10 protein-coding genes are annotated in these 13,198 nt (G+C 59.0%); 1 reads left to right on the top strand and 9 read right to left on the bottom strand.

What is annotated here, in order from left to right; genetic code table 11:
* Positions 1-26: 26 nt before the first annotated feature.
* From DES53_RS04910 to DES53_RS04880, 7 genes are all read right to left on the bottom strand, one after another.
* Entirely contained in the window at positions 27-1,178 is a 1,152-nt protein-coding gene (locus tag DES53_RS04910; RefSeq protein ID WP_113957060.1) for a carboxynorspermidine decarboxylase, read from the bottom strand.
* A gap of 14 nt (positions 1,179-1,192) precedes the next feature.
* The gene (locus DES53_RS04905; RefSeq protein WP_113957059.1) at positions 1,193-2,056 is read right to left on the bottom strand and encodes a sugar phosphate isomerase/epimerase family protein; all 864 of its coding nucleotides are present in this window, start codon (positions 2,054-2,056) and stop codon (positions 1,193-1,195) included.
* Positions 2,053-3,348: a DUF6005 family protein gene (locus DES53_RS04900; protein WP_113957058.1), complete on the bottom strand. Its 1,296-nt coding sequence runs from the start codon at positions 3,346-3,348 to the stop codon at positions 2,053-2,055. The genes DES53_RS04905 and DES53_RS04900 overlap by 4 nt, the downstream gene beginning before the upstream one ends.
* A gap of 1 nt (position 3,349) precedes the next feature.
* Positions 3,350-4,621 carry an AMP-binding protein gene (locus DES53_RS04895; protein WP_113957057.1) on the bottom strand — a complete coding sequence of 424 codons (1,272 nt, stop codon included), beginning with the start codon at positions 4,619-4,621 and terminating at the stop codon, positions 3,350-3,352.
* Positions 4,618-6,468 carry an IucA/IucC family protein gene (locus DES53_RS04890; protein ID WP_147263220.1) on the bottom strand — a complete coding sequence of 617 codons (1,851 nt, stop codon included), beginning with the start codon at positions 6,466-6,468 and terminating at the stop codon, positions 4,618-4,620. Before DES53_RS04890 ends, DES53_RS04895 begins: the two co-directional genes overlap by 4 nt.
* Positions 6,469-6,481: 13 nt before the next feature.
* Positions 6,482-7,273, bottom strand: a complete 792-nt coding sequence (locus DES53_RS04885; RefSeq protein ID WP_113957055.1) for a hypothetical protein — start codon at positions 7,271-7,273, stop codon at positions 6,482-6,484.
* 225 nt (positions 7,274-7,498) lie between these two features.
* Entirely contained in the window at positions 7,499-9,649 is a 2,151-nt protein-coding gene (locus DES53_RS04880) for a TonB-dependent siderophore receptor (protein ID WP_113957054.1), read from the bottom strand.
* A gap of 301 nt (positions 9,650-9,950) precedes the next feature.
* Here DES53_RS04880 and DES53_RS04875 point away from each other — a divergent pair, with 301 nt between their 5' ends.
* Positions 9,951-10,148 carry a hypothetical protein gene (locus tag DES53_RS04875; RefSeq protein ID WP_113957053.1) on the top strand — a complete coding sequence of 66 codons (198 nt, stop codon included), beginning with the start codon at positions 9,951-9,953 and terminating at the stop codon, positions 10,146-10,148.
* Positions 10,149-10,668: 520 nt separating this feature from the next.
* Here the strand turns inward: DES53_RS04875 and DES53_RS32795 are convergent.
* Both DES53_RS32795 and DES53_RS04870 read right to left on the bottom strand, forming a co-directional pair.
* Complete coding sequence (locus DES53_RS32795) at positions 10,669-10,821, bottom strand: hypothetical protein (protein ID WP_170156865.1); 153 nt, start codon at positions 10,819-10,821, stop codon at positions 10,669-10,671.
* Between the two features lie 216 nt (positions 10,822-11,037).
* Complete coding sequence (locus tag DES53_RS04870) at positions 11,038-12,489, bottom strand: YML083C domain-containing protein (RefSeq protein ID WP_113957052.1); 1,452 nt, start codon at positions 12,487-12,489, stop codon at positions 11,038-11,040.
* Between the last annotated feature and the right edge of the window lie 709 nt (positions 12,490-13,198).

The raw sequence follows: 13,198 nt of genomic DNA, 5'->3' as shown, positions 1-13,198 counted from the left end.
GGCTGTGGATAAGGGGGCTGGATGGGCTAGACGAGGTGCGTGTTTGTCAGGGCTTCACGGAAGTCCTCGTAAGTCGATTGCTGAACGAGGCGCAGTTCGCCGGAGAGGTTCCGGTGGTAGATGGCGGGCATGCGGATGCCATTGAAAAAGTTTTTCTTCACCATTGAGTAGCCGCCCACGTTGGAAAAACAGACCTCGTCGCCGATAGCAACAAGATGGGGAAAGAGGTAGTTACCGAAGTGGTCGCCCGCGAGGCAGGTGCGTCCGCAAATTCGATAGACGTGGCCGGTGTTCCCGCTGAAGTCCTTCGCGTCCTTGGTCAGGGGCTCGACACCGTCGACTTCCGGCGTGTAGTTGTAAGTCAGCACATCGAGCAGGTGCGTTTCCACACCTGCATCGACGACGAGCGTAGGAACTTCATTTTCGACGATGTCGAGAACTGTGACCACGAGCGTGGTGGAATTGGTGACGGCTGCCTCACCGGGTTCCAGATAGATCTGCAGTGAATGACGCTTGGACAATTCACGAAGGCGGTCGCAGAAGTCATCAACCGGATAGTCTTCCTCGGTGAAGGCGATGCCGCCCCCGAAGCTGAGCCAGTCGAGCTGGGGAAGGAGTTTGCCGAAGCGGTCCTCGATGATGTCGATCTGCGAGGAGAAGCTGGCAAAGTCGTCGTTGTCGCAGTTGACGTGGATCATCGCACCCTGGATGCGCGACCCGATGTCTGCCGGCAGATCCTCTGCGCGTGCGCCAAGGCGGGAGTACTGGCAGACAGGATTGCTCAGTTCGTAGCCGGAATGTCCGACTCCCGGATTGAGGCGCAGGCCCACAGAGATGCCAGCAGCGTGGTGGCCGAGGCGATCCAGCTGACTGAGGGAGTTGAAGATGATCTTGTCGCAGCAACGTACGACCTCGGTGATTTCATCATCGGCAAAGGCGACGGAGTAACCGTGTGTCTCGCCACCGAACTTCTCATGCCCCAGCCGCGTCTCCCAGAGACTGCTGCTCGTCGTACCAACGAGATACTGCTTCATGAAATCGAAGGCGCACCAGCTTGAGAAGCATTTCAGAGCGAGCACGCACTTGGCTCCTGAACGCTCCTGCACCAAGCGGATGCGTTCCATGGCCGGAAGCATCCGGGCCTCGTCGATCAGGTAATAAGGTGTGGAAAGACGCATGCGTGTACCTACCGTTAGAGCGCAGCAGTGGTCAGGGTCTGAAGGCCGAGCGTCTCCTCTTCCAGCAGAGAGAGCAGCTCCGCGTCCCGCTCGAGTGTTCCAAGGACATTGGGGCCAAACCATTCGAGCGAGGCGTCGAGCGATGGCCAGAGGGAGGTTTCGGTCATCACAAAGGTGAGGAACCTTCGATAGTCGAAGGCACCTTCAAAAAGGCTGACCATACCGGCGCGGCTGCCAGCGGGGGCATAGACATTGCCCGGGGCGAACTCATGCAGGAGGGAGCGGGATCTCACGTTCTTCAGATGCATGTGGGCAACGAGCGGTTCGAACTCGCGGATGACCTCGAAGGGGTCATCACCCGCCTCCCACAAATGGAGGACATCGAAGTTGATGCGCAGTGCTGGGTGGTTGATTTCCTCGATGAGGCGGCGCGTCGATTCCCGCGTGTCTGCCAGGGTGGCGGGATGCGTCTCGACCACCAGATTGATACCGTGGTCCTCGGCGAGTTCGCAGAGTTCATGCATCCGCCGCGTCCAATCACGGCGCTCTTCACTGGATACCTCGTGGCTGGCTTTGTTGCCTGCGAAGGTGCGGAGTTTCGACGCACCCCAGCTGTGGGCAAGCGTACACAGATCGACGGTCTTGTCGATCATGGCCTGGCGTTCTCCCTGCACGGGCAGGTAGTCGCTCACCATCGGCACGCGGAGGCCGTGCGACCGGAGCCAGCCGACATCGTGTTCGGACCGATCGCGCAGATTCCTGGCGTGCACACCCCAAAGTTCGATGCCCGAGAAGCCGCGCGGCGCGGCCCATTTCACCACCTGTTCGAGTGAGATCAGGTGATGACGGAAGGAGATTGTGCAGAGGGATAGGTTCATCGTACGGCCTCCAGTTCGGCAAGGGGTGCCTCATCCCGTGAGAAGCTCCGCTCACACCAGATTTCGAAGACTTCCTGCATCCGCGCCTTGATGCGGTTCTCGCGTTCCACCTGCTTGTCGAGCAGTTCGAAGATCTTGTCGCCAATGCGGCGGTCACCAGTGGTGGCCAGCTTGATGGCGTGGAATTGGATGAGGGTGCAAGTCTTTGCCAGCTCGTCGATGACCTCGCACCAGTGGTCGAACTCAGCCTCCTCCAGCTCCAACTCGCGCCAGAAGAATGCGAAGCCGTGCTCGTAGGAGTACTTGCGGATGGAAAGGATGGGCACCTCGTCGAAGGCGCTTCGCAGGTTGGAGAGCGGCAGTTCGTCACCATTCTTGTCACAGCCTCCGAGATGGGCCTCGACGATCTCGCGCATCGCATCGGTCATGAGATGGCGATCAAGGAGCATGCAGTGCTCGAAGTAGGCCCGGATGTCGGCGGGATGCGGTTCGTGCGCGTTCTTGTCTGAAAAGACGTAACCGCCCCCCACGGAAGGATGACGTGCTGCGTGGAGGAGCCGCTCTTTGGTGGTGACACCCTCCCAGCGGTAGTCGGGATCGTACACGAACCAGATGTCAGACTTCTCGGTCGGTCCCAGCATCAGGTAGTGCGGGAAAGGATCCTTGTTGAACTCGTTCACGCGCTCGGGAAGACGGTGCATATCAAGCATCACCATGATGTGCTGGTCTGGCGTGCGGTTCTCGACGAGCGAGACGAGCCGGCGGACGTTTTCCTCGCGGTCGACATCGTGGTCGAACCAGTCCTCGACCTTGATGCCGAAGAGCCTTTCATACCAGTCGAGGAAGAACTGATGGCTGATCCGCTCGCTGTGGTAGGAGATCTGGCACTTCTCAGTGACGACGATTTGCGAATCCCAGACACCAAAGTACAAGGTGCGCTGGTCGAAATCGAAGCGCTTGATGACTTCGCTGAGGCAACTGACGAAGCAGTGGAGCTTGATGTCCTCCTCATACTCCAGCAGCTTCGATGGATTGGGGCGCGGCTGGGCGTCGAAAAAAAGTTTGGCCACCGCGCGCACCGTAGAGAAGTCCTTGTCCATGATGGCAGACTCGGGCAGGGAGAGGTCATACTTCACCTCCAGGCTGACGAGGAGCTCGAGCGTGTCAGCCGAGTCAAGTCCGAGGTCCTCGCGCAGCCGCGCGTCGCTTTGGAAGCCGCTCAGGTTGATGTGGGGCATGTTGCTCGCGAGCGTCTGATAGATACTCTCGACGATTTGTTCTCTCGTTTTCATGTCAGAAGGTCAGGGCGGGTGCGGAAGGAGCCTCGGCAAGTGCCTTGCGGCTGATTTTTCCGTTGGGCAGGCGCGGGATGGCTTCCACGCGAGCGATGTTCATGGGAATCTGGTGGGCAGCGAGGCGACCAGCGCAGAAGTCGCGCACGGCATCCGCAGAGATTTCTTCGTCCGAGACGAAGTGGAGGCAGACCTGGTCGCCGCCGAAGCCGCGGCTCTTCTTGAAGACAACGGCATCCCGGATGCCGGGCATCGCGAGAATGACCTCCTCGACTTCGCCGGGATACACATTGAATCCCGCGACGTTGATCATCTCATCGAGCCGCGAGACGAAGTACAGCCGACCGTTCTCGAAATAACCAAGGTCGCGTGTCTCGACCTTCCTGCCATCGGGCAGCGTGACGATGATGTCGGCGGGTTCCGCAGTATTGGCTCCCGCAGTGATCGTGACATGCGGAAGCGGTTTCCCCTGGTCAATTGCTGCCAGAAGGCCAGTGCCGAGGGAAAGGCAGCCCGCCTCGGAACAGCCATATTGTTGGTAGAGATGGCGCACCTTTTTCCCGAGGCTTTCAAAGGTCGCCTTCTGCAGAACCGTCCCCGAGGTCATCACCGCCCAGAGCGGCTCCTCTTGCTTCACGAGCATGGCCAGCGTGGCGATCATGGCCGGAGACGAGTAGAGAATGGAGGTCGGTGTCTCGCGTAGCTTCCGGAGGATGTACTTCGGATTGAAGTTCCGGACGATGACCGGCTGTTGCCCCCGCCGTAACGCGACAAGCACTCCACAGATCAGTCCGTAAGAATGTGTCACCGGGCAGGCCACGATGGGCGTCCACGCATTCGCGTCAGGAAAGTGGCTCACATAGCTTTCAATCTCCGTATCGATGCTGGCCCAAGTCCGTTCGATGAATTTGGGTTCGCCGGTCGTTCCGGAACTCGTCTGAATGAGCCCGTCGGGGATGTCTGGCCGAGCTTTTATCGAATTGGCTTCTTCGACCCCAAGTTCCCCATCATCTGAGGCGACAATGAGAACCTCACAGCCACTGCGTTCAGCACGGCGGCGCGCGCCTTCCAGCGGCGTGTCGATGGGCAGGGGAAAAACTGTGCCGCCTTCTTCTTTGACGTAGAGGCAGAGGGCAATCCACAGGGCGGTGTCTTGTAGGCACACTGCGAGGCGGCGTCCGGTGCATCTGGAAAGCACGGGATGCGCATCGAACTGCGCGAAGCGCTTCTCGAAGTATCCCCGGTCGTAAGCTTGGTCGTCAACGTAGATCATGGCGCTTCGCGGCTCAGAGTGTTGCGGACTTCGTGCTCGTAGTAGTCGAGCGTGCCCCCGCGGTGGATGGTTTTGGTCAGAAGCGACTCCACAATGATCCTGGGCTTGTCCGCTTCGAGGCTCGCGATGCGCGAGGCTTCGGTGACTTCGGAAGCGGCATAAGCGTCCAGCTTCGCTCTCACCAGCTTCCAGAATTCCGTCTCGGTGAAGTCGTGGAAGCGCTCCAGCAGGAAGGACACATCGGCGAGGTTGAAGACATAGACTGTGTCCACGTAGAGTTGCCGCAGGGACTCGACCAGTTCCATGCGATAGCCGTCATCGAGCGGAATCGTCTCGAAGAAGGGATCGACCGAGGTGAGATCCGGCTCGGTCTCGGGCCGACCGAGGAACTCGGGAACGAATTCGGTGTCTTCGTGGAAATCACGGAGCACGACGCGTTTTGGCCAACCGTTCTCGTGTACCAGAATAAGGTTCTGCGCGTGCGCCTCGAAGGCGATGCCGTGATGAACGAGCATATGCCAGATCGGAATCACGACGACCTCGATGAGTCGTTCAGCCCAGCGTTCAGCACTGTAGTTTTTTATCCAGTCGGCAATGAAGGCGCGGCCATCTGACTCAACCAAGGTCAGTGCGGTAAATGGGATTGCGGTCTCGCCCTCTGCAAGTCGGCCGACAATGCTCTCGCGAAAGATCACGCCAAGCAGTCCCGCCGTGTCCTCGTCTTCCTCAGGCTCGTAGGAGACGGCGGCATACTCGCTGAGGAGTTGCAGGCGGTTGCCGTCCTGGAGGAAGCGATCTTCCTCCACAAGGGAGACGATCCATTTCGAAAGGAGCGGAGCCGTGCAGACGAAGTGCGGCTCCAGATTGCGGCGCGACGAGGTGCAGACGATGTCGAGCGGCAGCTTGATGTTCGCCTTCTCCGGATGGGTGGCGTTGACCAGCGTTCGCAGGGATTGGGAAGCATGATAGAAATCGCCAGCCGCACCCAGGGGAATCAGGTCGCCCGAGTCGAGGACTTCTCCGAACCCGCGCTCACGCAGGTCCTTCGCCTGCCATGGATGAATTGGAACGAGGGCGAAACGCTCAAAGTCTCCACCGAGTTCCTTGAGTCGCCCAGCGAGCCCTTCGCAGGTGCCATCGCCCAATTCGCGCTTCCAGAAGTCGGCCTCGCTCCCGGGCAGCGCCGAGCGCAGGAGTTCGCGGTTCACCGCCGCGAAGTGCAGTTGAAAGGTGTTCCCCGTTTCCGAGCCGTAGGATTGATGGTCGGCGAGTGAAAAACCCGTTCGTGTCTTGAAACTCGGATGGTACTGGTGGCCTTCAACGATGGCTGATTCCAGCTCTTGGAAACCGTGTGTCCGGCGTGAATGCAGGTGGTGGTCGAGGTGGACCCGGTTCCACCGATGGAGCTCGATCGTTTGCGCCAGTTCTTCGAGCAAGCGTTGTTTTCCCGCCAGCGGCACCTCCATGGCGCGAAGCAGTTCAGCCATGCGAAAAGGTGTCGGCTTGCCTTCCACCATCCGGACCACACTGCCTTGCGCGATTCGGACGCGGTCGTAGGAAGAGAAGGTCGCCAAGCACTGAAAACGCAGATCCCCTACCGGGAAATCCACCTGCGAGCCATAGATGGGCTCGGCATCGGATGCTCCTGAGCCGACAGCCGTTCGAGGCCTTATTTTGTAATCTACCAGCCGCTCGAACAGCAGGGCTTCAACGAACTGGCGGATGACGCGTTGCTCGGCCTCGTCCGGAATGAATCGGACGCTATCGTGCAGCCTTTCGAGGCAAAGAGAATGCTGAGTGTCCAAGAAACTCAAAGGGGTGAAATTAGTGAAAAGGGGGCGCCGCAAATGTGCGCCACCGCTAGAAAGCGACGGCTAGCTTGATGCTGATCAACCAAGTGTGGTCCTGACCATTCTCAGCCGTCGTGATCTTGCCGAAGTCGTAGTAGAGGCACTCCGCATAGACAGTCCAACTTCCGGCTGAGGGATCGATAAAGCCGAGCGGAACTGACATCTGCGGGCCGATGGCGAAGTAGCCGTAGTCCACACCGAAGTATCCACGCCCCAGTCCAGCCATCACCAGCAGGCCCGCATTCACGGGGCTGTCGCTTTCCGGGAAGAACGTCACATTGGGACGGATGCCGGGTTCAAAACTCAACCCAGGCGCGAGGTCGCTGCCAAATTCGTGCGCTATCTGGAGAAATGGCTCCAGGGAAAAGGTCGCTGGAAATAGTCCGTGATCATCAAACTCAAGCGTCGCATTGATCCAGTGGCCGTCATTGTAGGCCCCGGCAGGACTGGTCCAGCGATTGTAGTAGCTGGAAATCATCCAGCGTTCGGCGAAGCTGATGGAGACACCGAGACCGTAGTCGAATTCTGTGTGTCGACTGCCATCTCTGCCAACGCTTTCGTAAGGAGTCGAACCGATAGCCGACCAAAGACCGATGAAGGCCGAGGCGGAGTTGAAGAAACCGTCCCCATCGAAGAAGGTAACGCTGAGATCCAGATGAGGCTGGAAGGAGGTGCCGTCATCCTGCACGACAAATCCGCGAGTGATGTATTGGTTCGCCACCGCAATGCCAACTTCCCCATGCACGATGGATGCAGCTTCGGGTTCAGCTATCTCCTGAACCCCCGCATGAAGGCAGGTCATGGAGGCGCAAAGAATCGCCAGACAAGTGAGATGATGGGCAGACATGGCCAGCTATCAGAATCACAACACTGCATAGGTTTCCCACGCGTCTATCCAATGTCGGGATAGCCACAAGGCCACGTGGAACAGCCACGTCTTTTTGGGAATGCGTTCCGGAAATAAGCTGCGGCACCTGGGTTGTCCGGGTGCCGCAGCAAATGCGGCAAAGGTCAGTCCTGAAACGAATCAGAAATCAACCTGAATGGAGAACACCGCCGACACAGGTGATCCGTAAGCCAGATAGCCAGCGTCTCCCGGATAGTACTCGCCGGATTCGAAGTAGCGCTCATCCAGCAGGTTCCGAACACCCACGCGGAACGTCCAGTCAGCATCGGCGATTCTGCGCCGGTAGCTCGCTCCCACGTCCACCACGACATAGGAATCCGTGGCGAACTCCTCGCCCTGATCGAGGTATTGCTTGTCCACAAAACGGGCATTCGCGTTCAGAGAGAGGCCAGGCACCTGCGGGATGTCCAGCGACGCCCAGACGTTGGCCTGATACGACGGGACATACTGGGGACGGCGTCCATCGTATTCGGCAACTCCAGTGTCCTCCTGCTCGGCATCCAGGAACATCACGGCGACACCTGTCTGCAGATGATCCGTGACTTTGCCTCGAAGGGTGAATTCAAGGCCCCGATGACGTTGGTTGCCGGAAAACGACTCGATGCCAGTCGTGGGATTCATCGTGGGGAGATCCTGCTCGATTTGGAACAGGGCCAACTCGCCCGCAAGACGTCCGTCCAGCCATTCAGTCTTCACGCCAAGTTCGAACTGTTCGGACCGCTGCACACCGAGGGGCTCGAAGGCATTCGTTGCAGCACGACTCGCAGTTCCACCGTCCTGCACACCCTGGGTGTAGGTGAAGTAGGCGTGCACATTCTCGACCGGCGAGAACATCAATGCTGCAGTCGGGGTCCATGCATCCACCGTATCGTTGGAGGCGGGGTCATCCGGATAGGTGTTCTCAAACCGGCCAAAGCGGCCACCAAGCAAGATCGACCAATGCTCGTTGAATTCGATGATGTCGGTCGCGAAGACGCCGAATTCATCATACTCGAAATCAAGCGCCGTCCAACCGCCTGCCGACGGGATGGGGAGCGGGTTCAACTTATAGGCGTTGTTTGGACCCACGTCAGGGAAGCTGCGCTCGCCGCTGCTGTCGTAGGCGCGCCACTCGGCGCCAAACACGGTCTTATGCTTCAGGGGGCCGGTTTCGAAGTTGCCTTCGATGTGGCCATGAATGCCCCAGGACTGCCATTCGAAGGGTCCATTGGTGAGCAAGGCACCTTCCGTGAAGTCACCGTTCTCCTGAACCGAATACGGATAGCTCAGACGGGAATCGCGTTGGGCATCCTGGTAGCTCACGTAGAAGCGCATCTTCCAATCGTCGTTGAACTCGGCATCGATGCCGACCGCTGCGTCGAAGGTCTCGTGCTCGTTGCGCGCCCAGTCCTGCATGATGTTGGTCTTCACGCCGGTATCCAGCAGACGTCCATTGGCAGTGATCATCGGACCGTAGTAGCCGCTGCGCTCAAGGTTCTGGCCCCCGATCGTACTCCAGATCTTCACCGCATCTGTTGGCTTCCACTCGGTGTACAGTGAACCCATGAAGCGGTCGCCATCGGAATTGTCGTAGAAGCTTTCGAACTCGTCGGCAGCAAGTACCAGGCGGTAGCCAAACTTGCCGTCAGCCACGATGTCACTCACATCGATCTGGCCATACAAACTTCCGAAGGTATCGATATCGAACTGGAGGCTGGTCGAGAAGTCTTCCAGCGGGTGTTTGCGCACGAGGTTGATCGCGCCGCCAGGAGGCATGAACCCGTATTGCAGTGCGGCAGGCCCTTTGAGCAGTTCCACCTGGGCCTTGTCATCGAGGGAGGGAGCAACGGTATTGATCACCGGGAGGCCGTCGACACGGTAGCCGTTGAAATTGTCCACCCGAAAACCGCGCAGGCCGAAGTTTTGAAAACCGTAGTACCCGCCAGGCATCTGAATCGCGATGCTCGGATCATTCTGCAGAACTTCTTTGAGAGTGAACGCGCGCTGATCCTCGATTAGCTCCTCGTTGTAAACGCTCACGCTAAAGGGTGTCTCAATCAGCGGAAGGTCCGTGAGCAGCGCGGTCGAAGTGGAGGTCACCAGATAGCGAATAGGATGGTTTCCAGTGATCACGACATCGGGCAGCAAGACAGTGCCCTCAGGCGCTGGCGCCTCGGGTTTTGGCGCCTCGGGCTTCGGAGCGTTTTGCGCCACGACGTTGGAACCGGCCAGGAGGCAGCTGGCAACTAGGGAGGTTAGTCGCTGGTATGGGTGCGTTGAGTTGTGTTTCATGAGGAATAGAAATTCTGCTTCGCACCCGCCACACACCGGATGGGAGTTCCGTTCGAGTTGGAGGCAGGATTGAGAGTCGGCTACTTTCACTAGGTGAATGCAACCCACTCATCTGGTTTTGCGATTCGCTGTCCCCACTTTGAGCTAAATCTTCGTTCGCGAAGGATTCCGTTCCAGACGTCGCTGCAATCTCCGCACAATTGTGAGAGGCAACGCAGGAGCGAGAGAGATACCCAGTAGAAATGGCCAATACTCGGCGCACTAATATCACGCCTCATCGTCAACCATCATCGTCTTTGCGATGGTCACGACCATCGAGGGCGTCGTAATGTTGCTCCAGCTTCTCGATTTGCAGCATCCGAATATGGTGCCGCACGAGTTTGAGAGCGGTCCGAACAAAATCGGTTCGGATGCGCTGACGTTCGAGCAACCCGTGGCCCATGTTCGTCAACAAGCAGATGAGCGGGGTGGATCTCTCCTGCGCTTCAGTTGCGGATGAAATACGACCACAGATCGAGGCGCTCCTGACAAAAATTGTCCCGATTTGACTGGGATTATCAGCGGCTCAGGGCCCTGCTTCTAGAACAGCACGACAGCGGTTCCAGTTGATCCGCATACGGTTCGTTTTGCGAGCAAAGCGCCTTCCCATGGAACCACCAAGGCAATCTGGTAGACCAATAGGCTTTCCCTATCCTACCCCAATCTTAGGCGAAGGGCATGTGAAGGGGAGCTATTGATTAGGTCCGGCGTCGCCAAATTTCGCCTCTTCGAGTTTTCATTCCTCCATCGCGGGCTTCTCTTTTCTCTTCGCTGGCAACACTAAAGCCTTTGGGAATAAGTCCCGAGGAACATTCTCCGCGGGGAAACATTTCTGCCCGGTCCAACGAGACGGGTTTGGAAAAAAACAAAGCAACGTTCATCCGACTCTCTGAGTCCTGCTCAGACTTGCAGATGTCTTCGATTGCACCCATCCGGATGTCTTGAGTATGGGTACCGCAGACACTGAATCCATATCGTCCTTATGGATTCAATGTGCACCGAACGCCACTGCGATAGGTGCCTGCGGCGTTGTCGATGACGAATTTCACACGCACGGTACCGCTGGCGGAGTCGGTGACGGAGCTGATGAATTCCACCTTTGCTGGAGCCGTGGTGCTTTGGCCTTCGAGCAAGAGCAAGTTTACGGTGGAGCCGGTTTCTAGAGCATTTTAAATGGAGCTACAGCCAGTTCGAATTGAGTTGTGGCCGCTCGTCCCGAAGGGACGAATACGCCTTTGTTCTCGTTATCTACGGCTACAGTTTCAATGAAATGCTCTGGCGGGACCGGACAAGGCGGCACGTGGTAGTACTGCAGAGGAGGGAGAGCGAAGGTGCGTGCTGTTGTAACCCTACTTTGACGGCGGGGTGGTGGGTGCTTTCACCTCCGGTGTGGTGGCAGTCTTCTTCACTTCCGGCGGCTTGCCACTGAGCTCCGGAATGTTCATGGGCTGTCCAGACTGCGCGGGCTCAGGAATGCGGACAAGGAGCCAGGTCTGCGTTTGGCTCTTCCCAAAATGGACCGCCACCGGCGAGACATCCTGCGTCAAGTTGCCGAGGCTGGTCTCGAAGATCGTTTGGGTGTTGTCACCGATGCGCCACGCGGCGCGCTGGGTGGCCTTGTCGATTTTTCCGGCAATCTGCCGATTGTCAGAGCTGAGCAGGTTGCTGTAGGCGCCGCTGATCGTGCCCTCGCGATTCACCGAGAGCTGGAAGAACATGATGGGATTCCCCTTTTCTTCCTGGGCGAGCGCAAACACACCGAGAGGCATCCATTCTGCAGGGTGCCCTTCAGCAGGCGGCATGGGAGGCGGTGGTTGCTCGATGGTCGCAGCCACCTCGATGACCACCGGCGCAGACTGCGGCGTGACCGGGACAGTCTCGTTGTTGATTACAATCGTCTGCGGAGCAGCGCTCGTCGTGGTACCATAGGTCTGCGCAGGGGCACCGTAGTAGTAGCCTCCACTGCTCGCCCCATAGTCCACATACACCGGGTCGGGAATCACAGCGTCGATGAACGCAGCGGTGGTGCCAATGGCAGCAGGCGCCCACCACCACCACGGATTGCCGTGGTAGTGACCGTGGCCCCAGCCCCAGCCATGACCATGCCACCAATGATCGTCGAAGCAGTCGTAGATGTTGTCGCCCACGTTGTCCCAGATTTCCTCAGCACGGTCGTGGCGGTAGTCCCACATTTCCTCGCGATGGTTCTGCCAGTCACCGGAGTGGCTCTCGATGTTGTTCCACCGCTGCTCGGCGTTAACGTTAAACTGGTTGAGGTTGGTCTGTTTCTGCTGCTTCCAGCTATTCCAAGTGTTTTGTGCGTTGTCCACGCGGCCCTGCCATTGATCACCACGATTCGGGCGCTCCGGAAGCTGGCCAGGACGTTCACCCATCCCGGGACGTTCACCCATCCCGGGACGTTCACCCATGCCAGGGCGCTCAGGGAGCCCTTGCGAAGGCCGGTTGGCAATGCCTGAACCATCACCAATGCCGGGCCGCTGTGCTGGAAGTTGCGAAGGACGGTCTGCGATACCAGGCCGGTCGCCAGCACCGGGACGCTCCGCAGGAAGTTGCGAAGGACGGTCTGCGATGCCCGGACGGTCGCCAGCACCGGGACGCTCCGCGGGAAGCTGCGAGGGCCGGTCCGCGATGCCGGGTCGGTCACCCGCACCGGGCCGCTCTGCCGGAAGTTGCGAGGGGCGATTGGCAATCGCATCACCGAGTGCGATGCCTCCGGCCACACCACCTGCGAGTCCGAGGAAATTCCCGAGGTCCTCCTTGCTGGGACGCTGACTGGGCAAGGTGCCAGGACGTGCCCCACCTCCCGCGTTCGGCCTGTTGGGGAGCTGCGATGGTCCTGCTCCTCCCGCGATGCCACTACCACCACCAGGACGCTGACTGGGCAAGTTCCCAGGGCGTGCTCCGGAACCAGTTCCTGCTCCTGCTCCCGTTCCCGGTCTTGATGGGAGCTGCGACGGACGCCCGTCGGCAACACCGCCACCCGGACGCGACGGCAATTGCGAGGGACGGTTAGCTCCACCGCTTCCACTTCCAGGCCGATTCCCTGAGGGCAATTGTGAAATGCTGTTCCCTCGAGATGGCAGGTTCCCGCCAGACGGCCGCTGAGACGGAGAGGAAGGCACTCGGCCACCACCACCACCACTGACTCTGGAACCACCACCTGAGGGCAACTGCGAGGGACGGGAGCCACTACCTCCACCCGAGGGACGGGCGTAGTCACCCGAAGGACGCGAAGAGCCCCCACCTGAAGGACGTGAACCACCGCCTGAGGGACGTGAGAAACTGCCTCCGCCCGAGGGCTTGGAAGGCTTGCTTCCGCCTGACGGCTTCGAGGGCTTGCTGCCGCCACCCGATGGCTTTGATGGCTTCGGCTTTGGCTTCGGTGCCGGTCGAGCTCCGCCTCCTCCCCCACCCGAGGGCCGTCCACCACCTCCTCCGCGTCCTCCACGTGCAAATGCGTCCGTGTAGAAGAGCACTACCGTGAGCGCG

Source organism: Roseimicrobium gellanilyticum (assembly GCF_003315205.1).
GTDB classification, from domain to species: Bacteria; Verrucomicrobiota; Verrucomicrobiia; order Verrucomicrobiales; family Verrucomicrobiaceae; genus Roseimicrobium; species Roseimicrobium gellanilyticum.
Note: the sequence above shows the minus strand (reverse complement) of the source record. Positions and strands in the feature narration are given on the sequence as shown.